The 22,914-nt window shown below is 62.1% G+C and carries 24 protein-coding genes; 9 read left to right on the top strand and 15 right to left on the bottom strand.

Annotated elements, in window-relative coordinates; translation table 11 throughout:
- Positions 1-197: 197 nt before the first annotated feature.
- Complete coding sequence (gene trmFO / locus QEZ49_RS11360) at positions 198-1,616, top strand: methylenetetrahydrofolate--tRNA-(uracil(54)-C(5))-methyltransferase (FADH(2)-oxidizing) TrmFO (protein WP_280386968.1); 1,419 nt, start codon at positions 198-200, stop codon at positions 1,614-1,616.
- Positions 1,617-1,657: 41 nt separating this feature from the next.
- On the opposite strand, the gene QEZ49_RS11355 is transcribed toward trmFO, so the two are convergent.
- The 6 genes from QEZ49_RS11355 to yajC all read right to left on the bottom strand — a co-directional run bounded on the left by QEZ49_RS11355 (position 1,658) and on the right by yajC (position 8,876).
- Complete coding sequence (locus QEZ49_RS11355; RefSeq protein WP_280386967.1) at positions 1,658-4,270, bottom strand: hypothetical protein; 2,613 nt, start codon at positions 4,268-4,270, stop codon at positions 1,658-1,660.
- A 77-nt stretch (positions 4,271-4,347) separates the two neighbouring features.
- Positions 4,348-5,193, bottom strand: coding sequence for a squalene/phytoene synthase family protein (locus tag QEZ49_RS11350; RefSeq protein ID WP_280386966.1), 846 nt, complete (start codon positions 5,191-5,193; stop codon positions 4,348-4,350).
- A 149-nt stretch (positions 5,194-5,342) separates the two neighbouring features.
- Positions 5,343-5,732, bottom strand: coding sequence for an MTH938/NDUFAF3 family protein (locus tag QEZ49_RS11345; RefSeq protein ID WP_280386965.1), 390 nt, complete (start codon positions 5,730-5,732; stop codon positions 5,343-5,345).
- A 138-nt stretch (positions 5,733-5,870) separates the two neighbouring features.
- Positions 5,871-6,857 (bottom strand): protein translocase subunit SecF, encoded by a 987-nt coding sequence (secF, locus tag QEZ49_RS11340; protein ID WP_280386964.1) that lies wholly within the window; start codon positions 6,855-6,857, stop codon positions 5,871-5,873.
- A gap of 11 nt (positions 6,858-6,868) precedes the next feature.
- On the bottom strand, positions 6,869-8,491 hold the full coding sequence (gene secD, locus QEZ49_RS11335; protein ID WP_280386963.1) for a protein translocase subunit SecD: 1,623 nt from the start codon (positions 8,489-8,491) through the stop codon (positions 6,869-6,871).
- 52 nt (positions 8,492-8,543) lie between these two features.
- Positions 8,544-8,876 carry a preprotein translocase subunit YajC gene (gene yajC, locus QEZ49_RS11330; protein WP_068459202.1) on the bottom strand — a complete coding sequence of 111 codons (333 nt, stop codon included), beginning with the start codon at positions 8,874-8,876 and terminating at the stop codon, positions 8,544-8,546.
- Positions 8,877-9,121: 245 nt separating this feature from the next.
- Between yajC and QEZ49_RS11325 the strand changes: the two genes are divergently transcribed.
- Entirely contained in the window at positions 9,122-10,003 is an 882-nt protein-coding gene (locus QEZ49_RS11325) for an ATP-binding protein (protein ID WP_280387296.1), read from the top strand.
- Between the two features lie 36 nt (positions 10,004-10,039).
- Positions 10,040-10,417, top strand: coding sequence for a hypothetical protein (locus tag QEZ49_RS11320; RefSeq protein WP_280386962.1), 378 nt, complete (start codon positions 10,040-10,042; stop codon positions 10,415-10,417).
- A gap of 22 nt (positions 10,418-10,439) precedes the next feature.
- On the opposite strand, the gene QEZ49_RS11315 is transcribed toward QEZ49_RS11320, so the two are convergent.
- Positions 10,440-10,739 carry a hypothetical protein gene (locus QEZ49_RS11315; RefSeq protein WP_280386961.1) on the bottom strand — a complete coding sequence of 100 codons (300 nt, stop codon included), beginning with the start codon at positions 10,737-10,739 and terminating at the stop codon, positions 10,440-10,442.
- 176 nt (positions 10,740-10,915) lie between these two features.
- On the opposite strand from QEZ49_RS11315, the gene QEZ49_RS11310 reads away from it, so the two are divergent.
- A complete protein-coding gene (locus QEZ49_RS11310) occupies positions 10,916-11,197 on the top strand; it encodes a DUF3175 domain-containing protein (protein WP_280386960.1) in 282 nt (93 codons plus the stop codon).
- 47 nt (positions 11,198-11,244) lie between these two features.
- Here the strand turns inward: QEZ49_RS11310 and QEZ49_RS11305 are convergent, their stop codons facing one another.
- On the bottom strand, positions 11,245-11,898 hold the full coding sequence (locus tag QEZ49_RS11305) for a polymer-forming cytoskeletal protein (protein ID WP_280386959.1): 654 nt from the start codon (positions 11,896-11,898) through the stop codon (positions 11,245-11,247).
- Between the two features lie 408 nt (positions 11,899-12,306).
- Here QEZ49_RS11305 and QEZ49_RS11300 point away from each other — a divergent pair, with 408 nt between their 5' ends.
- From QEZ49_RS11300 to QEZ49_RS11290, 3 genes are all read left to right on the top strand, one after another.
- Positions 12,307-12,603 (top strand): hypothetical protein, encoded by a 297-nt coding sequence (locus QEZ49_RS11300; RefSeq protein WP_173954581.1) that lies wholly within the window; start codon positions 12,307-12,309, stop codon positions 12,601-12,603.
- Between the two features lie 168 nt (positions 12,604-12,771).
- Positions 12,772-13,458, top strand: a complete 687-nt coding sequence (locus QEZ49_RS11295; protein ID WP_280386958.1) for a Crp/Fnr family transcriptional regulator — start codon at positions 12,772-12,774, stop codon at positions 13,456-13,458.
- 152 nt (positions 13,459-13,610) lie between these two features.
- On the top strand, positions 13,611-14,024 hold the full coding sequence (locus QEZ49_RS11290) for a thioesterase family protein (RefSeq protein ID WP_280386957.1): 414 nt from the start codon (positions 13,611-13,613) through the stop codon (positions 14,022-14,024).
- 124 nt (positions 14,025-14,148) lie between these two features.
- On the opposite strand, the gene QEZ49_RS11285 is transcribed toward QEZ49_RS11290, so the two are convergent.
- The 5 genes from QEZ49_RS11285 to QEZ49_RS11265 form a co-directional block, all read right to left on the bottom strand.
- The gene (locus tag QEZ49_RS11285) at positions 14,149-14,526 is read right to left on the bottom strand and encodes a DUF423 domain-containing protein (RefSeq protein WP_280386955.1); all 378 of its coding nucleotides are present in this window, start codon (positions 14,524-14,526) and stop codon (positions 14,149-14,151) included.
- Positions 14,527-14,702: 176 nt separating this feature from the next.
- On the bottom strand, positions 14,703-15,170 hold the full coding sequence (locus QEZ49_RS11280) for a peptidylprolyl isomerase (RefSeq protein ID WP_068459188.1): 468 nt from the start codon (positions 15,168-15,170) through the stop codon (positions 14,703-14,705).
- Positions 15,171-15,522: 352 nt separating this feature from the next.
- Positions 15,523-16,068, bottom strand: coding sequence for a peptidylprolyl isomerase (locus QEZ49_RS11275; protein WP_280386951.1), 546 nt, complete (start codon positions 16,066-16,068; stop codon positions 15,523-15,525).
- 161 nt (positions 16,069-16,229) lie between these two features.
- Positions 16,230-16,727 carry a pantetheine-phosphate adenylyltransferase gene (gene coaD / locus QEZ49_RS11270; RefSeq protein ID WP_280386949.1) on the bottom strand — a complete coding sequence of 166 codons (498 nt, stop codon included), beginning with the start codon at positions 16,725-16,727 and terminating at the stop codon, positions 16,230-16,232.
- 186 nt (positions 16,728-16,913) lie between these two features.
- Entirely contained in the window at positions 16,914-17,648 is a 735-nt protein-coding gene (locus tag QEZ49_RS11265) for an OmpW family outer membrane protein (RefSeq protein ID WP_280386947.1), read from the bottom strand.
- Between the two features lie 293 nt (positions 17,649-17,941).
- Between QEZ49_RS11265 and QEZ49_RS11260 the strand changes: the two genes are divergently transcribed.
- Positions 17,942-18,685, top strand: coding sequence for a Crp/Fnr family transcriptional regulator (locus tag QEZ49_RS11260; protein ID WP_280386945.1), 744 nt, complete (start codon positions 17,942-17,944; stop codon positions 18,683-18,685).
- A gap of 63 nt (positions 18,686-18,748) precedes the next feature.
- On the opposite strand, the gene QEZ49_RS11255 is transcribed toward QEZ49_RS11260, so the two are convergent.
- Positions 18,749-18,964 (bottom strand): hypothetical protein, encoded by a 216-nt coding sequence (locus QEZ49_RS11255; protein WP_280386944.1) that lies wholly within the window; start codon positions 18,962-18,964, stop codon positions 18,749-18,751.
- Positions 18,961-21,762: a DNA gyrase subunit A gene (gene gyrA / locus QEZ49_RS11250; RefSeq protein ID WP_280386942.1), complete on the bottom strand. Its 2,802-nt coding sequence runs from the start codon at positions 21,760-21,762 to the stop codon at positions 18,961-18,963. The genes QEZ49_RS11255 and gyrA overlap by 4 nt, the downstream gene beginning before the upstream one ends.
- A 320-nt stretch (positions 21,763-22,082) precedes the next feature.
- Between gyrA and QEZ49_RS11245 the strand changes: the two genes are divergently transcribed.
- Positions 22,083-22,844: a PRC-barrel domain-containing protein gene (locus QEZ49_RS11245; RefSeq protein ID WP_280386940.1), complete on the top strand. Its 762-nt coding sequence runs from the start codon at positions 22,083-22,085 to the stop codon at positions 22,842-22,844.
- Positions 22,845-22,914: the final 70 nt, after the last annotated feature.

Here is a 22,914-nt window from a genome sequence, read left to right as displayed (position 1 = left end):
CGATAGTCCGCCACCTGTTGCGAAACTATGTCCGCAATGGGCCGGACCCAGGCCGCGCTGCCAACGCCAGCACAACAACCCACGCGGGCAGGTGCTCCGCCACAATCGCCGCCCGACGATCCGCCCCGGCGATCTTCACCCTCTGTTAATCGCATCCCCGTTGAGGCCCGGCGCGCTTTCCACTAGCTTGCCGCGCCATGCAACATATCAAACCCATTCACGTCGTTGGCGGGGGCCTCGCCGGCTCCGAAGCTGCCTGGCAGATCGCGTCCGCCGGTGTGCCCGTCGTGCTCCACGAGATGCGCCCCGTGCAAAGCACCGACGCGCACCGCACCGATCGCCTGGCCGAGCTTGTCTGCTCCAACTCGTTCCGCTCCGACGATTGGGAATATAACGCCGTCGGGCTGCTGCATGAGGAAATGCGCCGCGCCGGTTCGCTCATCATGGCTTCGGGTGATGTCCACAAGCTGCCCGCTGGCGGCGCGCTGGCCGTTGACCGCGATGCCTTCGCCGAAGAGGTGACGCGCCGCCTCAGCGACCACCCGCTGATCACCATCGAGCGCACCGAGGTTGCCGGTTTGCCGCCGCACGAATGGGAAAGCGTCGTTGTCGCCACCGGCCCGCTCACCTCCGCCGCGCTCAGCAGCGCCATCGGCGAACTCACCGGCGAAGCCGACCTCGCCTTCTTCGATGCCATCGCCCCGGTCATCCACCGCGACAGCGTCGACACCACAATCGCGTGGTTCCAGTCCCGCTATGACAAAGCCGGCCCCGCAGGCACCGGCGCCGACTATCTCAACTGCCCGATGAACCGCGAGGAATACGAAGCCTTCATCGACGCGCTCATTGCCGGCGAGAAAACCAGCTTCAAGGAATGGGAAGCCTCAACGCCCTATTTCGATGGCTGCCTGCCGATCGAAGTGATGGCGGAGCGCGGCCGCGACACGCTGCGCTACGGCCCGATGAAACCGGTCGGGCTCGATGATCCGCGCACAGGCCGCTGGCCCTATGCCGTCGTGCAGCTCCGGCAGGACAACGCGCTCGGCACGCTGTGGAATATGGTCGGCTTCCAGACCAAGCTGAAGCACGCCGAACAGGTGCGCATCTTCCGCATGATCCCCGGTCTTCAGGATGCGGAGTTTGCGCGCCTCGGCGGTCTGCATCGCAACACGTTCCTCAATTCGCCGAAGCTGCTCGACGCAGCACTGCGCCTCAAGGCAGCGCCGCACCTGCGTTTCGCGGGGCAGATCACCGGCGTTGAAGGCTATGTCGAAAGCGCCGCCATCGGCCTGCTGGCCGGTCGCTTCGCAGCGGCTGAACGTCGGGGGCATCCCTGTCCGCCGCCGCCGAACACAACCGCGCTCGGCGCTTTGATCGGCCACATCACCGGCGGGCACATCACCGCCGACGATGACGACAGCGGCGCGCGTTCGTTCCAGCCGATGAACATCAACTACGGTCTGCTGCCGGATATCGAGAAGCCTTCCACCGATGCCGATGGCAAGCGGCTGAAGGGCAAGGAGCGCGGCCGTGCGCGCAAGCGTGCCGTCAGCGTGCGCGCGCTCGCAGACATCGACGCATGGCTGGCGGAAGTGTCCTTACCCGCGTCGGCCTGATGCGCAGCACAGCGCGCTTGCACCACCGGGCGCGTCGCGTGTCACTGCGCCTGCACAGCAGACGACGGCGGCAGTACAGCCTTTGAATTGAGCGCGTCGCCGCCCTGCTCATCCTCAAGTGCTGAACGCGGCGCGTTGAGCAGATCGGCCGGCAACGTCAGATCCGGCATCGTCAGCGCCGCGTCATCTGGCTCGCCCATCGCGCCATCAAGTGAAGGGCCAGCATCGGCTGCTGGCGGCGAAGATGGCAATGCCCCACCGACTGCCGGTTGAGCGAGTGGCGTCACGGCGGCTGCCGGAGCGGGCGCTGAAGCAGCGCCGGTTGCCGGAGCAGGCACTGCAGCCGGTGCCGCATTCGGCGCAGCAGGCGCAACGGGTGGTGCAACCGGTGGCAGGTTTTCCAACACTGGCCCCGCAGTAGCCGGGGCAGGCACTGCGCCATTTGCACCCACCTTCGGCGGTGCTGGCGCATCGATTGCCTTAGCGACAGCCCCTGACGCAACCGGTGCTTTCAGCGTGCCGGGCTGTGCGGTAAGCACACCGCCTTGCGCACCGGCCGGCGTCTCAACTCCTGACGGCGCAACACCCGGCAAGGGCGCCTGCTCGATCGGTGCAGGTGGCGGAACAGCGCCACCCGGTGCAATCAGAAGACTATCGGCGCCGGGGCCAATCGACGACGCAGCAGCGCCTGTTTCGTCCAGCATCGACGGTGCCGTCGCCGCCAACGCCGGCTTCTCCGTGCCCTGACCATACTTCTGCAACACGGTTCGCGCCCGGTGTGCAACCGCATCCGCAATCGCCGCCTGACCTTCCGCCGTCGGATGGAATGCGCCGGAGTAAGTTGCCGCCAGCAGCAACTGCACCCATGCAAACGCATCCAGCTTCAGCACTTTCTGCAGCAGCGATGGCGCAACATGGAAGTTGCCGGTCATGAACGAGTCGTTCGGCGTACGGAACCAGCGTTGACGTGGCACATAGGGGCGATAATCCGCCGGGTTGTACGGGCGCCAGCCGTCCGCCGTTTTACGCGGCAAACGCAGATCGTCAGCAATGCGCGTGCCGTCGGTGGTGTTGCCTGCGCAGATGCCACGGCCAATAAACTCACGCCGATGCGAATCGACGAAGCTCCAGCCATATTGATCGGCCGCCTTCTTCATCGTCACGTGCAGCTTGTCGGCCACCCAGGTGCCAATGCGCGCCTTGGACTCGCTGAACTTGAAATCTGGCAGCACGTCCATGCCCGCCGCGCCATCGGGGCAAGTGCTCACGCCATCTCCTTGCAGCGCAAGGCCCGGATACGCCGTCAGCAAAATCCGATCGGACTGCTCCCACGGGATATGCAGCAGATAATGCAGCGCCCGATTGAGCGACTTGTAACGCTTGATAAGCGCTTCCAGCCCGAGGCTCGCATCATCAAGACCGTGCACCTGTCCGAACCAGCCGCCTAGCATGCGTAGCGTTGAAGCATCGTCCAGAACCGAGTTGGCCAGCAAACGCGAAAAGCCCACATCGTTGCCGCCCACCGAGACAAACATCAGATCGATCTTCCGCGCATTGATGGCATCGCACTTGCGCAGCACCAGGCCGCCCCGCAACTCCGGAATGGCGCCGTTCATGTGATAGGCTTCCGGAAGATCCTGCGTCGGCGCGTTGTCGCCTTCGCATTGCGCGGCGGCAATCGCGGAAATTTGCGACATGTCAGTCGGGTTCGGCACCCACTCGTTGCCTGCGTATTTCAGAAACAGGCCGTAAGTCACTTCCGAACCCGAGCACGCCACACCGACATACGTAACCGAGCGATGGTCGTCCTCGACGGCGAGTTGCATCGCCGCGCGCAACTGATGCGAATAGAGTGAGCGGTGGCACGCCTGGTCCAGCCAGCGCGAGTTCTCCTTCACAAACCCCTTGTCGCCGATCTGCTTCCACGGACCGATGCGCGCCGGATACCCGTTGAGCGCAACGCCGCCGTGCGTGCCGTAATCGGAACTGCGGTCGCGCGAGAAGCGAACCGGCAGGTCTGGATTGCCTTCACCCGATGCGAAGCTATCGCCCATACCGACAACCAGCAGATCCTTGACCTGCACATCCTCGGCAGCAACCTCACGCCCGCCAATCTCAACCGTGACGCGCGCACCCGACGGATAGGGAATGTCGAAACGTACCTCTTCGCTGCACGGCAATGTCACTGCGTCACCCCGGACGGGTCCACTGCGCGGCGCCGTCAGCCAGGTGCAGCTCAGTCCGGCCGCCTCATCGATATTCGTGATGCGGAAAATTGCGCGGTGCGACGTCGGATTGATGTACGAACGCCCGTCCTTGCAGACAAACTGGTTGGTGTCCGAGTTCCAGCAGGTGTCGCGGAACATCGTCTCTGCCCAGCTCACGTCATGGCGAACACTCAGCGCCTGCTCGGCGGCCAGGATGGGTCGCTGCAATTGGTCTGCCGGTGGCAGCGCCAGAAACGTCGCGCGGTGAACTTCCGTATCCGTCGCATCGGTGAAAAAGCGAAACGGGTTTTCCACCCGCCAGGCGATCTGCGGCAATGGCAAAGCGGCACTCTGAGCGATCGCCGGTGCACCAGCTCCGCAGGCCATCATCAGCGAGCAAACCGACAGGATTAACGCCGCTAACGAACGGGTGGCCGATCGCACCATGAACGATCCTTTATCCGCCTTGAAAAACCATTGATGGGTCTTGAACGCAGCGCACCAATTTCTGGTCCCGAAGATAGCTAAAACCGTCCTCGCCGGTACGCCCAATATATCCGCCATACCCGTGTCAGCGGTGAGACGTTCGCTTCCGTCGTCACGCAGCGGTCGCCAAGTCTTTCAAAAGCCTTCAAATACGGCTCCACGAGGGCAAGCGGCAGCATGGCTGGCAACACGCCGCGGGGCGCATCCTTGAACCCTGCCCGCGCCTCAGCCAGCCATGCAAGTGCTTCCGTGCGCAGTTCTGTCACCACCGCATCCAAGTCATTGGTTCCGAATGGATTTCGTCCAAGCGCGCACAGCACCGGCAACGCCCGCAGCAGTTGCACCCGCCCATACGCCTGCCCCGCCGCCGCGATTAGCGCATCACATTCCGGCGCCCCCGCATCCTCGCCGAGCGCCGCCACTCCGAGGCTGAACGCGGCCCCCTGACTGCCTGCTGCGAACGCGCTCACCGCGCCGGAAGCCGCTAGATCACCACCATAAATCAGGTGGTCATAGGTATCCACAATGGAACCCAACAGCGCCACATCCATGCCGCCCGCGCCCACCGCGCGCCGCACAGCATCGGCCAGCGGCATGCCGATCGCCGCCTCGTCCTCCCCGCTCTCAGCACGAACGGGAGCCGTTACTTCGGTGGCGATCTCATCCAGCACATCGCGCCACCATTGCAGGCGGATCTCGGCCATCGTGGGTTCGCGCACCTGCTGCGGAATGCGTGCAATCTCGCCGTGAAACGCCGCAAGAGTGATGAGATTGTGTCGGGCCGATACCGGCGCAAGCAGCGCCGCGAGATAGCGATCATAATCGAGCACGCGCGCTTCATCGCGCACAACCCCTGCTCCGCTCGACCGATCTTTATCGTCCATGAACTTCGGCCCTCCCGCAGCACATGGTTGTCATGGTTTCCGATGCAGCGCCTAGCACAGCCCGGGCAATAGCGCATGGTTTCCATTCCGCACTCGGCGACTCGCTACGTGGAGCCGGCCGCCGAGTACGGAGCGCCGCAGAAAAACTTCTAATCGACCGCGATCAATGCCGCCCCGAACGTGCGCCCTTCCGCCAGCAGCACATTGTAGGTCCGCGCCGCCGCCCCTGTTGCCATCGGTTCAAGCGCAATTCCGGCTGCCATGAACAAATCTGCCATCGGCTTCGGCGGCATGCGACGCTCAATGCCAGTTCCCAGCAGCACGAACGCCGGCGGCTTCAGCTCGTCGAGAAATCGCGCAAGCGAGGGTGCGCGCGGGTTGGCGATCAGGGCATCGAAATCGGCAATGTCCCACGCGTAGACGCCGCTCGGCACGATCAGCAGCGAGCCGCGATGGCTCATGTCGGCAAAGCGGAAACCACCGTTACCGTAGGCGTCAATCGGCGCACGACCGGGAAAATATGGCTGCGCTTCATGCATCCGGCGTCCTCAGCGAGCATTTCGTCGAACAGCAAACAGCATAATGGGATCGCCAGCTATGCCAACGATCCCAGATTGCTAAGCGCGGAACATGGCGCCACCGGCCAAGCCCGATGGCGAAGCGGCGGGCTACACTCGTCAAACGGCGCCGGCCGGTTCCTTTTTGCTCTTCTCTGCACCGGGTGCAGGCTTGGCGGTGCCGATCAGGTTCTCGCGCTTGATGCCGATGAAGCCAAGCAGCGGTGCGGCGATGAAGATCGACGAATAGGTGCCGATGACGATGCCGAGCAGCATGGCGAGCGAGAAGTTGCGGATCACCTCGCCGCCGAACAGCAGCAGCGCCGTGATACCTGCAATCGCCGTCATACCCGTGAGCACCGTACGCGACAGCGTCTCGTTGATCGAAAGGTCGAGCAACTCGTTCAATTCCATGCGCTTGAACTTGCGCAAGTTTTCTCGAATTCGATCTGACACCACGACGCTATCGTTCATCGAGTAGCCGACGATGGTCAGCACCGCAGCCACGATCGACAGATCGAACTCCAGCCAGAACAGCGAGAAAATGCCGATGGTCAGCAGCACGTCATGCAACAGCGACAGGATAACGCCAGCCGCAAACTGCCAGTCGAACCGGAACCAGACGTAAAGGCTTACCGCGATCAGCGATGCAAACACCGCAATGATACTGGTCGAGCGAAGCTCGCTGGAAACCGCAGGCCCCACCACTTCGATGCGGCGCTGGACATAGCCATCACCCAGCGCGTCGACGACCTTCTTCATCGCAACCTGCTGAGCGGCCTCGTCGCCCGGCTGCTGCTCGACGCGGATCAGCAAGTCGGTGTCGGAACCGAACGCCTGAATCTGCACGTCGCCGATGCCAAGGCCATTGAGCTTGGCACGCACCTCGGACAGATCCGCCGGTCCGGACTTCGACTGCACCTCAATGAGCGAACCGCCCTTGAAGTCGACGCCATAGTTCAGACCCTGCGTCAGGAACAATGCCAGTGACGCAACCATCAGAACCACGGAAGCCACCAGCGCAACGCCCTTGTACTTCATGAAGGGCAGGCGCGTTCCGTGCGGGAAGAAGTCGAACCCCTTGAAATCGGGAATCGGAAAAAACATCGCTTGCCCCTTTAAACCGGCACTTCGGTGATGCGGCCCTTGCTCTTGGCGCTCTTAAGCCAGAGAGCCACCAGCAGACGGGTCACCGTCACCGCAGCGAACACCGAAGTAAGAATACCGAGCGTCAGCGTAACGGCGAAGCCACGGATCGGACCCGAGCCGAGCCAGAACATGATGATGGCCGCAAACAGCGTCGTGAGCTGACTGTCGAAAATAGTGACGAACGCGCGCTGGAAGCCATTTTCGATGGCCGCAATCGGCGATTTGCCGTTTCGCAACTCCTCGCGCATGCGCTCGTAGATGAGAACGTTCGCGTCCACGGCCATACCGATCGTGAGCACGAAGCCCGCGATACCTGGCAGCGTCAGCGTGGCGCCGATCATCGTCATCAGCGCCAGAATGAGGAAGCCGTGCACCAGCAGGCCGACGCAGGCGATGACGCCGAACGTGCCGTAGGCGACAGTGGTCAGAATAGCGGTGAGCAGCAGACCAACGAGACCGGCAAGCTTACCGGCTTCAATCGAGTCAGCACCGAGCGAGGGTCCAACCGAGCGCTCTTCCACCACGGTCAGCTTGGCCGGCAGCGCGCCGGAACGGAGCTGAACCGCCAGCGTATTGGCGCTCTCAACCGTAAAGCTGCCCGAGATCTGGCCCGAACCGCCGAGAATGGGCTCACGGATCACCGGGGCCGACAGAACCTTGTTGTCCAGCACGATAGCGAACGGCTGGCCGACATGATCCTTGGTGAAATTGCCGAACTTGCGCGCGCCGGACTGATTGAAGCGGAACGAGATGATCGGCTCGTTGGTGCGCGAGTCAAAGCCGGGCTGAGAATCGACAAGGTCTTCGCCCGAAACAACCGGCGAATCCCGCAGCAGATAGCTTCGGCCGCTCTCCTCGCCTTCAACGCCCGGATAAACCTTGTAGCCCACCGGCGGACGCGACTGCGCAGCGTCTTCGGCCGACATGGTCGGATGCACAGAGTGGAACGTCAGCTTTGCCGTCTGACCGATCAGGTCCTTCAGCAGCGTCGTGTCATGCAGACCGGGGAACTGCACCAGAATACGGTCGGAGCCCTGGCGCACCACGGTCGATTCCGACGTACCCATGGCGTTCACACGCCGGTTGACGGTTTCGATGGCGGCGCTGACCGCACTGGAAATGCGGTGCTGCATACCGGGCTGGGTCGGTGCCAACGTGATGGTGTCGGCGCCCGAAACGGTAACGGAAATGTCGTTGGCGCCGGTGCCCATAAGCGCGCTGCCAATCGGCAGCACCAGCTTGTCGAGCGCTTCCTTCGCCTTCTCCAGCTCCTCAGGCTTCGAAATCTTCACCTGCACCGCGTTGCCGACGATACCAAGACCGGTGAAGCCTGGCTTCGCCTCGCGCAGCTGCTTGCGGGCGTCATCGCGCATCGTCGTCAGCCAGTCCTTCTCAAGCTCCTTGGTGTCAAGGGCGAGAAGAAGATGGGCGCCGCCTTGCAGGTCGAGGCCAAGCGGAAGCTGCCTGTGCGGCATCCAGCTCGGCCAGCTCTCAACCGTCTCCTTGGAGAAGAAGTTGGGCAGCGTGAAGAAGATGCCCGCCATGCAGGTCATGACGATTGCGATGATCTTCCAGCGTTCGAAGTGCAGCATCTATTCAACCGATCCCGTTTGCAGCCAACGCCAAGTGGCGGCGGCCGACCTTTTACGCCGTTTCTTTCGCAGCTTCGCCCTTGCTGCGGACATCCATCAGCGTCGACCTGAGCACCCGCACGCGCATCGTGTCGGAAAGCTCAACCTCGACTTCGTCGGACGTGTCGGAAACCTTTGTCACCTTGCCAACGAACCCGCCTGCCGTAACAACTGTGTCACCGCGGCGGATCTGATTGATGAGCTCGCGGTGGGCTTTGGCGCGCTGCTGCTGGGGCCTGATCACCAGAAAATAGAAGATGACGATCATGGCCAGCATCGGTGCGATCAGACCCATGAACGGATCACTCGCTCCGGCAGCCTGCGCGTATGCTGGCGTAATGAACATGCTAGTGCTTCCCCTTGCCGATGATAGGCGGACGGCGTGCATTTACCTGCGCGAGCGCAGATAAGCGCGACTGCCCTGAGTGAAAAGAGCCGTGACTATAGTGTCCAACAGCTTCTTTGCAATACAGGGACCGGTTGTGCGATGCCACACAACCCGTGTGACTTGCCGCTCGGCGGCGCTATAGAAGCACTGCCCCTCTCCGGCAAGCAAAAAAGCCCTAGATGACTGAATTTACAGGTCCGACCATGAACGACGACGCCAAACTGACGCTTCAGCTGGAGCGCATCGCCACCGCACTGGAACGGCTGGCCGGGCCGCCGCCGGAGCCGATCGATCTGGAGGTCGCATCGGCTTTTGTCTGGTCGGCGGAAAAAGAGCGGTTTGAACCGGTCCACAAGGTAAACCGGGTACCGCTGGAGCTCTTGAAGGGCGTCGGCAACGTAGCGCCGCAGCTTATTGCCAACACCGAGCAATTCGCCCGTGGCCTGCCCGCGAACAACGCTCTGTTGTGGGGCGCGCGCGGCATGGGCAAGTCATCGCTGGTGAAGGCCGTTCACGCAGACGTGAGAGAGCGGCTGGCCAGTGACCCGGCAAAATCGGGCGACCTGAAGCTGGTTGAGATCCACCGCGAAGATATCGATTCGCTGCCGCGATGCCTCGCCGCCATGCGGTCCAGCCCGCACCGCTTCATCGTGTTCTGCGACGACCTCTCGTTTGACCACGATGACACCAGCTACAAATCCCTTAAGGCGGTGCTGGAAGGCGGCGTCGAGGGGCGGCCCGACAACGTCATCTTCTATGCCACCTCGAACCGGCGCCATCTGATGCCGCGGGACATGATGGAGAATGAGCGCTCGACGGCGATCAACCCATCGGAAGCGGTGGAGGAAAAGGTCTCGCTTTCCGACCGCTTCGGCCTCTGGCTCGGTTTCCACAACTGCGGTCAGGACGCATACTTGGAAATGGTGCGCGGGTACGCACGCCATTTCGGTCTTGGCGTACCGGACGATGAGCTGGTGCGGGAGGCTCTGGAATGGAGCATCACGCGTGGCGGACGGTCGGGTCGCGTTGCCTGGCAGTTCACCCAGCACGTAGCCGGACGCCTCGGCAAACACCTCGACGTTTGATAGTTGCTGATAGCAAACGCCAGCGGAGCACACGCCATGACGACGCCCACGACTACCGTTCGCCATATCCGCCCGCTGGTGCTTGCCATCGTGGCGTCGGCGCTGTTCGGCGCCACAGCGCTGCATGCCGAGGAGCCGCCATTCGTCGGCACCTGGTCACTCGATCCAGCCCAGTGCTCGGTCGGGCAAGCGAGTGAAGACGCGCCTTACGTTTTCACTGCCTCGACCTACGAGCGTTTCGAGCGCCGCTGCACGTTCACATCGTTGAGCCAACATGAGGGCGGCTGGAAAGTATCCGCGCAATGCAGCGCCGAGGGCACCCAATTTGATTACAACTTCACTTTGACCGTATCGGGCGACACGCTGACATTCCGCGACAGCTCTTTCACGGACGATTTGCTTCGCTGCAAGTAGCGCTGCCGCTCCGATGGCGCGCTTATTTTACGTTGAGCGGTGCAGCACGGCGGCTGCGCAGCCAATGCCCGATCTCGACGATCGCCCAAAGCGGCAGCGCGAGCATCAGCACCGGCACGGTGAAGAACAGCGCGTATCCCTGCATCGCCAGAACATACAGCGCCGGCCCGATGTCCAGCCCGCCGATAGCACATGTGTGGCTGGCGCCAAGACTGAAATCGCAGCCCGCCATAGCGGCGATCAGATCCGCCAGCAGTGTGCAGATAAACGGCAGCACGCAGATGGCCACGATTAGCAGCATGATCCAGCGAAATATCCGCATCTGACTCAGCCCCGCGACAGCTCAGTATGCGGCCAATAGTAGACGCAATTTCTCGCAAAGCCGCTGCGGTCTAAATCGCAATTTGTCGAAAATTATTCCGGTCGATGTCACGGAACATTCTGATCTTGGCGAGTTTGCTCAGATATCAGTTTGCGCATCAGCAAGGACGCAACGTCATGGTCCACAAATGGTCGAAGGACGTTACCGAGCACGATCATCCCTACGATCTGCCGCCGGGCATTTTCAAATCGGCTGATCCCGATGTCATCGCCGCAGCGCTCCAGCACTCGGCCGAAGACCCGCAGCGGGACACGAAGGATCCCTATCGTACTGCGATGTCCATGCTGGATTTCTACATCAATCGCGCCGGCAAAAATCTGGACGACAGCGAGATGGCAACGCTGGAACAGGCCAAGGCAGCGTTGCGCAAGCGCTTCGGCAAAGCTGCGCACAGCTAGCGCCTAATCGATTAGCCAAATCGCTGACTAGAGCCAGCACGCGACCGTCAGCGGCCCGGGCGGACCGCCACGTTCACCTGTGCCACGTTTGACATCGCACCGGCGCGATCCGCGACGACGACTGCAAACCCGGCGCGCTCTGCGCCCGTGCCATCGTGATGGAACAGCACCGAGCCCTGCTCCAGATCGGCCTGCGTGAAATTGGCAACCGCTTGCGCGGGATCGGAAGCCAGCACGACATAGCCGTTCAGCACCTCGGACACCGTGAAGGTCAGATCCTCGGCGCGGTCATCGGGGTCGAGTGCAGACAAATCCTGCAGCGTAATGCGGGCGGTTCTGCCGCGATCGACGGAGAGGTCGAGATCGCCGGAAATGGAAGGCGGAATGTTGCGCACCTCGGCGGTCAACGAGCCGCCCAGATCCATGCCAAGCTTGCCGTATTTAACATTGCCGGCCACATCGCCCGTTGCGCGGATGTTGATCACCTCGCGCACGTGGATCTCGCCCTGCAACTGGCCGTGGACCTCCGCCGAACCGGCTTTGATCCGGCCGAAACAGCGGCCGCCCTGCTGCACGATCAGCTTGTCGGTGAAGACATCGCCTTCGATGTAGCCGAACACCTCAATGCGACCGGCGTTGCGGATTTCGCCCTTAAGGAACGTATCTTCTCGAATGATGATGACGCGCGACTTGTCTTCCACGGGTCGACCTGCTCCCAATGGCATCGAGGCGATCGGTCCGATGCCTTCCCCCGATCATGAAGCATTTGAATAAGCCACGCTGACGACAGTTCCGAGGACGAACGCTCCACGAGGTTAAACGCGGCACGCTAGGCATCGCGCCCCCTCTCGCACTCGCTATAGGGATCGGCCCCGCCCTCCCGGCCGCGCAGCCCACGCCACTTCCCCTGCCCCACGGAGCCCTGAGACGCGCACCCCGATTCCTTCGACGGCGATAGAAGCTTCCGCGCAACACTGGGCGTAATCCACAACACTGTGTGCCCCGGCGCCTTGAGAATGACAGGCCTCAAGCGCAGCTTACTGAAGAAATCGGCCTTCGGGCGCTGGCCCATCCGGCACGCGCCGGCCGGACATCAGAGGGATCTCGTCATGTTGAAGTTCCTGCTCGCCACCGCCGCAGTCAGCCTTGTTGCGTTGACGCCCGTTATCGCATCCGCCAATCCCGCGGTTCCGCGCGGCGCCAAGGACTGCAAAGGTTTCCGCGCCGTCGGCAGCGGCCTGACAGAAAGCATCGCCACGCTGATGGCAACCCAGGGCGCCGTCAACGTCGCGTCCAATCGCGGTTACACCGTGATCGGCGAAGCCAAGCTGCAATCCTGCACCTCAGCCGGCATCTTCGGCGTGGAATGCGCTGCAACTTCATATGCCTGCCGGCTGCCGCAGTAAGCCACTGGCTGGAGATTGGGGTGGGCGCGACGGAAACGCGGCGCCTGTTCCGTTTCCTGCATAAGCGTCTAGCACAAATTAGCAATTATTAACACATAATTGCTTGCTTGTTGTATTGTAGCCACATAATATTCAGTGGTCTGCGTAGGTATCGAGCTCGCCACCGCCATGCTCTCACCATCTGACCCAGTATCAGTAAGCGCCCGCCACACTGGAACGCGGGAATCGGCCAACCTCGGCAACGCCGCAGAAGTGCGTCGCCTCGCCAAGGGCGAAGTGCTGTTCCGCGCTGGCGATCTCCGCACTCACGTTTTTCGGGTTGAGGAAGGCGCAATCTGCATCTTCACCTCCGGCGCCGATGGCACTGCGGATGTCATCGAATTCGCGTTCCCGGGCGATATCGTCGGCCTTGGCTATCTCGACCGTCACGCCTGCTCGGCCCAAGCCAACATCCCGGCAACCGTTCGCTGCATCCCAAGGGCAGAGATGCCCGCGCCGCAGAATAAAGACACTGGCGTACCCGCGCCCCTCACCGCCGCGATCGAACGCGAGGTCTCACTCCTGCGCAATGCGGAGGCCCGTGCCGCCAAGCTGCCGGACGTCGCCGGTCGCCTCGCCGCCCTGTTCGTCACCATCTCCCGATGCAATTCCTACGAAGGCCGCGACCCAACCTTGATTGCGGATGATCTTAAGTGCGGAGTTGTCGCCGGATATCTCGATCTGGGCGTCAATGAGCTGGCCGCTACGCTGAGGCTGCTTGAAAAGGCAGGGATCATCGCTGCTGAAGGATCCGGCTTGCGTATCCGGGATATCACGGCGCTTGAACAACTTGCCGACGGCAAACCGCTTCGCTGACGACGGCCAGCCCTGCCACCGACGCGCCTCCACAGCCGCAGAGCTGTCCCGGCCACGGATTGGCCACAATCGACTCCGGCACCACTCTCCTCACGTGCATTCGCCCCGCAATAAATGGTAACGCTGCGTCATCATCAAAGCGGGGGACGACAATGACAGCAACGAGCAACTCAGCAGAGCTGCCACTGGGCCGGACCGGCAGCGCGACGGTCCGTGTCGTCGAAACCCTTATGGCACCGCATATGGGCAGCGGGCGCGCGCCTGTTTTCGCCACCCCTGCGCTCGTCGCACTGATGGAAGCTGCTGCGGTCGATTGCGTCGAGAGCGCGCTGGACGACAGCCAGGAGACGCTTGGCATCCACATCGATGTTGAGCACATCGCCGCTACGCCGCAAGGCATGGAGGTGACGGCCCGCGCCGAGCTGATCCAGCGCGATGGCCGCAAACTGACATTCGCACTCGAAGCGCGCGACGGACGTGAACTGATTGGCCGTGGCCATCACACGCGCATCATCGTCGACAGCGCGCGTTTTCGCGCCAAGGTGCAGGCTAAGGGCGCGGCCTGACGCCTACGTCCAGCTGCGCGCGAAATGCATTGGCGCGCAAAGCCGTGCGAATGCACCGCGCGGCGATACCGATACGCGAACATTGATTTCAGTACGGAAGTGTGAAGTGAAGCGCTTCGCCTTCTCAGGCGCGGCGGGCAAACAGTTCGCGCAGCGCTGCGACGCCAACCAGCGCCCAGCCGAGCATCATCGTCGAACCGCCAATGGGAGCGGCCATCGGGAACAGCCGGTCGCCGCTCAGAGTCCGCATCGCGATATCGCCAGAAAACAGCGTCACGCCCACGAGCATGACGAAGCCCGCGAGCAGAAAGATGCACGCTCTGTCGGCGCGCAATGCAACCGCCACCGCGCCCAGCGCCGCAGCGGCATGCATGATAAGGAAGTGCGCAGGCGTTGTCAGGCCGGCCGTGTCGCCGCCGTGAGCACCCATCGCCGCCAGCGCTACACCAGCAGCACCGGCCAACCCGGCGAAAAGTACAAGCAAACCGGCCTGCGTATTCATCCCACGCGTTCCTCAATGTGAGCTTAGAGCCGTCTCGCTGCCGTCGGCTCGCGAGACAGCTCTAGCATTTGTTTTGCCGTGCTTCTTATCGGAAAACCGGTGACCACTTTTCCGGAAGCACTCTTCTAACCGTGCTTCTTATCGGAAAACCGGTACCCACTTTTCCGGAAGCACTTTTAGGCGTCTGCGCCAACCTTCACCGAGACCATACGATCTGGATCCTGCACCGGCTCGCCGCGCTTGATCTGATCGACATTCTCCATGCCCTCGATCACCTTGCCCCACACCGTGTACTGGCGATCGAGGAAGGTTGCATCATCAAAGCAGATGAAGAACTGGCTGTTGGCGCTGTTGGGGCTCTGGGCACGGGCCATCGAGCACACGCCGCGCACGTGCGGCTCAGCGTTGAATTCAGCCGGCAGGTTCGGATACTCAGAGCCGCCCGTGCCAGTGCCGCGCGGGCAACCGGTCTGCGCCATGAAGCCGTCGATCACGCGATGAAACGCGATGCCGTCATAGAAGCCTTCGCGGGCCAGCTTCTTGATGCGCTCGACGTGCTGTGGGGCAAGGTCGGGGCGCAGTTCGATCACGACGCGGCCCTTCGTGGTTTCGATGATCAGCGTATTTTCGGGATCGGCTGCCATGGAAGGTCTCCGTTGCTTTTCTGATTGATCTGTTGGGGGAAAGGTTCGTGGCAGGGCTTAAACCTGAACCGCAGCCACTGCAATGGCGAATGCCAGCGCAGGTGAGACAGCACGTGCCGCCTGCAAAGACCGAAGAAGACAACGCATTGCCCGCCACTTGGGTTGCGCTGCATGTGGTGATTATTACGCCCTTATGGCAAATGGCCGAATGACAGCACGCCCTGAAGCAGCGCTCCATGGGCATCCCACACCGCACACGCTATCGACCAGCAATACGGCCATAAAATGCAAAAAGGGCCGCAGCAATCGATCGCTACGGCCCTCAATCACAGTATCAGCATCAACGGCGCGATCACTTCGCGTCGGATTGCAGATAGACTTTCTTCATCGTGTCGGGGTTGGCCGGCGGCTCGCCCTTGGCAACCTTGTCGATGTTGTCCATGCCCTCAATCACCTGACCAAAAACCGTATATTGGCCGGTGAGGAACGAGCAGCCATCGTCAGTGAAGCAGATGAAGAACTGGCTGTTGGCGGAATTGGGATCGCTCGTGCGCGCCGCACCCAGCGTGCCGCGCTTGTATGGCTCTTTCGAAAATTCTGCGGGCAGATCCGGGTGGTTCGAACCGCCCATGCCGGTGCCGGTGGGATCGCCCGTCTGCGCCATGAAGCCATCGATCACGCGATGGAATTTAACGCCATCGTAGAAGCCTTCCTTGGCAAGCTGCTTGACGCGCTCGACATGCTTCGGCGCCAGATCCGGACGCAGCTGCACCAGCACGTTGCCGTCCTTCGTCTCGATGACGAGAATATCTTCCGAACCGGCGGCGCTGGCCTGCCCTGTCAAGGCCGCTCCGGCCATCATGCAAACCGCTACGGCCAGACACTTGTACATTCGCATGGCGCTGTTTCTCCGCTCGCTGCCAAAGGTCTCGCTGGCAGCTCCAGGCGGCCGGCCGCGCATTCTTAGCGTTTCATACCGGCCGCGCAACTTCCCGCTGCGGCAGACATCGACGGAGCATGTTCCAGCGCTGCGTCGCCGCGCATATGGTTCAGCAAGCGTTAACCGCCGACCCGCTGGGCCAGCTCTTGCGCCACGGCCGCGGACACGAACGGCGCAACATTGCCCCCCATCATCGCAATCTGACGCACCAGACTGGAAGCGACGTGGCGCACGCCGGGACCCGCAGCGATAAAGATGGTCTCGACATCCGGCGCCATCTCGCCATTCATGCCCGCCATCCGCATTTCGTAGTCGAAGTCGGTGGCATCGCGCAGACCACGCACGATCACCTGCGCCCCCGCCTCCCGCGCGGCATCGACGGCGAGGCCGCCGAACGTGACGATGTCGATCGTCGTGCCGGTTCGTGCGGCGATCGACGCAACATCGCCGCGCAGCATGCCGATGCGCTCATCCGGCGAAAACATCGGGCGCTTTGCATCGTGTGTGCCGACGCCCAGCACCAGGCGATCAACCAGCCGGCACGCACGCGCAATGATATCCGTGTGTCCCAACGTCACCGGGTCGAAGGAGCCGGGATAGAATCCGATGCGTTCCATGGCCTGTTGTGTTCCGTTGTTCGCCGCGGCGCGCACGCCCACAACAGTCATATCGCGCCAACGCAGCTTTGAACAACCGGCCCGCACAAAAAAGGGTGAGACAGGGCGCTGCAACAGCCCCGCTCACCCAGTCAACCGTCTCTCAGCAACGACGGTAGTCAACGTGCACAACCAACGCCAAAAGCGTTACTTCAGCGGCACCTGCGCGGTGCGTGCGCCGAAAATGTCCTCAAGATTGAAGCGGTAGCCCAGACCCGCGCTGACGATCCACGGATCGACATCAATGTTGCCGGACAAAACATTGCCGCCGGTGTTGATCTCCCAGGACGTATCGAGCCACGTCTTTTTCACGTCGGCGTTGAGATACCAGCCCTGGCCGATTTCGACGTCAACGCCAGCTTGCAGCGTGAAGCCCCACGCGTTATCGATATCCATCGTGCCACCCAGCGCCTTCGACTTGGTATCGAAGAAAGCGATGTACTGAACGCCAGCGCCAACATAGGGCTTCAGACCCGCAACCGGATCGAAGTGATATTGCAGTGTCAGCGCTGGCGGGAAGATCCACGTTGAAGCAACGTCAGTGCCAGCGAGCGCGCCTTTGCCATCGACATCGAGGTTCGCGAAGCAGCAGAACAACTCCAGCGCCACGTTCTTGTTGAAGAAGTACGACAGCGTCAGCGCAGGGATGATCTCATTCGGCACATCCAGGTTACCGGATGCAAACGTCGGCACACCGTTCACGGAAATTGCGCCTGCGTCGGTATCGGGCAGCACTCCGGTCGCCAGCACGCGCACCATGAAGTTACCGTTGTTGTCGCCCGCTTGCGCTGGCATCGCCCCGGCGACCACCGTCGCCAGCGTGGCAGCAGCCACTGTCGCCATCGTGGCGGTGCCCAGCATCAAAGCCTTCAATCCCATCATTCCGTCCCCCATTCCAAACGGGGCCATCTGCGCATCGCGTCACGACTCATCGGCCCATCGTTGCGAGCGTTCGTCCTAACTGCGCGCTTTTCCTATCGTTTATCGAAGCCTCAAGCTGACACCTGTCAGCCCGGTGCACGCTCCGGACAGCGCTGTGGTGAGGCCGCAACAAATCTGTTGATCGGGATCAAAACCCCCTGCGGCGGCGTGGCCAGTTCCCGATTCACCAAGGCGCGAAGCCCTTTGACGGCGATCAAAGCCAACCTCCGCCTTTGCACGGACACTGTCCGCGCATGACCATCATTCTACAAAACGCCATGTCCGATACTGCAAACCGCGACCGCGTTGGCGAGTTGCCGGTCGCGCGGCTGACAGAAACTGACGCCGCTCTGCGCGAGCATGCCACGCCCGTGCGGGTGCGCAGGCGTCAACGCCTGTCGCTCGATCAGCCGACGCCCGATACAGTTTATATCGTACGCTCAGGCCTGCTCGGTATTGAGGCTGCTATTCTTGGCAAGCCGCGCCAGCTGCTGGAGCTGTTTTATCCGGGCGACATCATTCGCCGCGCGAACATGCCACCACTGCCGAACGCAACGCTGACGGCGCTGAACGTCTCCGAAGTCTGGCGTTTGCCTGCGCGCGGCTTTGAGGCACTGCTCGCCGCCAACGTCGACCAGCACGCAAACATGCAGCGCCGCCTTGGCGAACAGCATGCGCGCGCGTCGCTGCACGCCTCCATCATTGGCGCCCTTTCCGGCGACGAACGGTTCGCCTCGCTGCTGATCGAACTGGGGCTACGCATCGGCCAGCGCGGTGCTGCCGGCATTGGCATCGACAATCCGCTCTCGCGCACCGACATCGCCGATTATCTGGCGCTCAATCCCGATACGCTGAGCCGTATCACGTCGCGGTTCCGTGCCCGTGGCTTGCTAGTCCCTCTCGGTGGCGGCCAGATATTGCTGCCCAGTTGGGAAGAGCTGTGCGCGGCGAGCCCCATCGCGACGACGCTGAAGGCGCTTCACACGCCACCGGGTTAGTCGACTACTCGCCTCGCTATCATCGGGACAAGCCCGAGGATGACGGTGGGAGGATGGACCGCCCTAGTCCTCATCCGGCCACGGTTCGAGCTCTGGGAACTCCCTCGTGACCATCTTTACGAGACCGTCGTAAAGTGCAAATTCAGCCTCAGCGGTAACACCGCGCAGCGCTTTCGCCTGCATTTCCGGCAACTCGTTCGACAGCTCAGTGAGGCGATTGAAGCATTCGCCCCACTTGAGGTACTCGGCGATCAGAGCCTTTGCCGTCTCCTCGTTCATTCGGCGGTTGGAGGGGTGGTGTCGGGGGCTGTGTCGACACCCTCCTCGTCGCCGTCGCTGCCGTCGTCCGGAATGTGCTCAACCGAAACGACCTTTTCGTCAGCGTCGGTTCTGAAGATGCGCACGCCCTGCGTATTGCGGCCGGCGATGCGCACGTCATGCACCGGGCAACGGATGAGCTGACCGGCATCCGTCACCAGCATGATCTGATCCGTATCGGCGACGGGGAACGACGCCACCAGCGGGCCGTTGCGATCGTTCATGACCATAGCGACGATGCCTTTGCCGCCACGGCCCGAGGTCCGGTATTCATACGACGACGAACGCTTGCCGAAACCACGCTCCGAGACCGTAAGCAGGAACTGCTCCTTGGCCGAAAGCTCGGCAAAACGCTCCGGCGTAAGCTCGGCGTTGCCCTCGATCACTTCCTCTTCCGCATCGGCTTCGGCATCGCTCTCGACCACCTCGACGGCATCGTCAGCGACATCATCGCCCTGCGCACGGCGCAGCATGTTGGCCTGCTTTAGATAGGCCGTGCGTTCGGAAGCATCGGCATCGACGTGGGTCAGCACCGTCATCGAAATGACGCTGTCGCCATCATCCAGCCTGATGGCGCGCACGCCATCGGAATCGCGGCCCTTGAACAGACGCACTTCATCTTCAAGCAGGAAGCGAATGCAACGGCCCTTGGCAGTCGTCAGCAGCACGTCATTTTCGGGCGTGCAGATGTTCACCGATACGATGGAATCGCCATCGTCCAGCTTCATCGCGATCTTGCCGTTGCGATTGATGCTCTCGAAATCGGTCAGCGCGTTGCGGCGCACCCGGCCCGAACGCGTGGCAAACGCAAGCTGCAGCGTGCCCCAGGTCTCGGCATCCTCCGGCAACGGTAGAATGGACGTGATGACTTCGCCCTGCGCCAGCGGCAACAGGTTCACCAGCGCCTTGCCCACCGCCTGCGGAGTTGCCGCTGGCAGGCGCCATACCTTCATGCGGTAGCACATGCCGCGCGATGAGAAAAATAGCACCGGCGTATGCGTCGAGGCCACGAACAGCGTGGTGATGACGTCCTCATCGCGCGTGCCGGCACCCGAGCGACCCTTACCGCCGCGGCGCTGCGCCCGATAGGTGCCGAGTGGAACGCGCTTGATGTAACCCTTGTGCGAAACGGTAACGACGCAGTCTTCGCGCTGGATCAGGTCTTCGTCGTCAACGTCGCCCTCGATGTCGAGGATCTCGGTCTTGCGCGGCGTGGCGAACTCATCGCGGATCGCCGTCAGCTCGCCCTTGACGATTTCCACAACGCGCAGGCGCGAAGCCAGAATGGCGAGATATTCCTTGATCTCTTCGCCCAGCTTTTTCAGCTCATCGCCGATTTCGTCACGGCCCAGAGCGGTAAGGCGGGCAAGGCGCAGTTCTAGGATGGCCTTGGCCTGCTCTTCCGACAGACGGTAGGTGCCATCGCTGGAAACCGTATGGCGCGGATCGGCAATCAGCTCCACCAGCGGCGTGATGTCCATTGCCGGCCAGGCGCGTTCCATCAGCTGTTCGCGCGCAATGGCGGGGCTCGGCGCGTGGCGGATCAGCTTGATGACTTCGTCGATGTTGGCGACAGCAATGGCGAGACCCACCAACACGTGCGCACGGTCACGCGCCTTGTGCAGCAGGTATTTCGTGCGCCGGCTCACCACCTCTTCGCGGAAGTGCGTGAACGCCTCGATGATGTCCTTCAGGTGCAACTGCTCAGGGCGGCCGCCATTGATGGCCAGCATGTTGGCGCCAAATGTCGTCTGCAGATCGGAATAGCGATAGAGCTGGTTCAGCACCACATCCGCAACCGCATCGCGCTTGAGCTCGATGACGATGCGCATGCCTTCGCGGTTGGTTTCGTCCCAGATGTCCGCAATGCCCTCGATGCGCTTCTCGCGCACCAGATCGGCGATCTTCTCGATCAGTGTCTTCTTGTTGATCTGGTAGGGGATGGCGGTGACGATCAGCGCCTCGCGATCCTTGCGGATCTCCTCCACCTCAACCTTCGCCCGCATCAGGATCGAGCCGCGACCCTTGTGGTAGGCGGAGAGGATGCCGTGGCGGCCAATGATCAGCGCGCCGGTCGGGAAGTCCGGGCCCTGGATGATCTGGCACAGCTCATCGATCGAGATTTCCGGATTGTCGAGATGGGCCAGACACGCGTCGATCACTTCGCCCAGATTGTGCGGCGGGATGTTCGTCGCCATGCCGACGGCGATGCCGCCCGCACCGTTGACGAGCAGATTCGGAAACTTCGCCGGCATCACCGACGGCTCAAGCAGACGGTCGTCGTAGTTGGGCTTGTAGTCGACCGTTTCCTTGTCGAGATCATCGAGCAGGTACTGCGCGATCTTCGACAGGCGCGCTTCGGTATAACGTTCGGCAGCAGCCGGATCGCCATCGACGGAGCCGAAGTTGCCCTGGCCATCGATCAACGGCACGCGCATGGAGAAATCCTGCGCCAGACGCACAAGCGCATCATAGATGGCCAGGTTGCCGTGCGGGTGGAAGTCGCCCATCGTGTCGCCCACGACCTTGGACGACTTCATATGCTTCTTGTTCCAGTCGAGGCCGAGGCGCTGCATGGCATACAGAATGCGGCGATGCACCGGCTTCAGGCCGTCGCGCACATCGGGCAGCGCACGGCTGACGATAACGCTCATCGCATACTCAAGGTATGAGCGCTTCATCTCCTCGGAGATCGAAATAGGGCGAATATCGCTCGGCTCGGGCTTGCCGGGCGTCTTGTCGTCGGTGTTATCGGCCACTGTGGTTTGCTATCCGCTTCAGGGCGAGAGGCGCACCGCTAAGGGCGCGCATCGGCATAGAAATTCGGCGCAATGATACCCCATCGGCCAGCGTGAAAGCAATGCGCGCAACGTCTCGCGACTTTTCCGCCTTAGGATAATTTATAGCGCGATTTCAGGGCGTTGCGCGAACCCACACATTCCTTCGACGTCGCATCCTGGCTGACTTGTGGACGCCACATGTAGGGTTTACATGCCTGATCGCGCGCGTTGGTTAATCAACCGCAGCGCCCGGATGCCGCAAAACACGGCATCTGGCCCCCATAGCGAAGGAGATTTTGATGCACAAAGGCGTGTTGGGATTGGCGGCCGCAGCGGTTTTCTGGACCCTGCCGGCAATGGCCCAGACGGCCCCCGCTCCCCAGGATGTGTTTCTCACCGCACAGGGCGAGAATCAGTACCTCGCCAGGGATCTTCTGCTCGGCGCTAAGGTACATAACGCCGATGGCGCCATCATTGGCGACATCGAAGATCTGATCCTCAACGGCGACAATCAGGTTGAAGGCGTCATCATGGGCGTCGGCGGGTTCGCCGGCTTCGGTGAGAAGCGCATCGCCGTGGCGCTGCCCGCTCTCGTCATCAAGCATGAGAACGGTCTTGTGAACGTTTCTCTGCCGCAGGCCACCAAAGAAACTTTGGACGCTCTGCCGGAATTCCAGCGCAAGCAGCCGGCGAAGTCGCTGATGGATCGCGCCATCGAAAAGGCCAAGGAGCTTTCTGACAAGGGCTCCGTAACCGCCAAGGACGCTTACGAGCGGGCCAAGGAAGAAGCCGGCCCGGCGATGGAACGCGCTGGCGAAGCAGCCAAGAAGGCATATGACGCCGCCAAGGAGGCTGTTGCCCCCGCAGCGACTGAAACGCCTGCTACCGAAACGCCTACAACTGAGGCCGCTCCGGCTGCCCCGACTGAAACACCGGCTGCGACGCCGCCAGCACCGGAACAGCCAGCACCGGCTGCCCCGGCAGAAGCTCCGGCAGCTCCCGCGGAAACACCGGCTCCGGCAGCGCCTGCAACTGACGCTCCGACCACGCCGGCTCCGTAAGCTCAGCGTCAGGAACATCGGATGCGTGACCTGCATGACGGGGCACGCATCCGCTCCGGCCATACATCCG

Source organism: Hyphomicrobium sp. D-2 (assembly GCF_029872155.1).
Taxonomy (GTDB): domain Bacteria; phylum Pseudomonadota; class Alphaproteobacteria; order Rhizobiales; family Hyphomicrobiaceae; genus Hyphomicrobium_A.
Note: the sequence above shows the minus strand (reverse complement) of the source record. Positions and strands in the feature narration are given on the sequence as shown.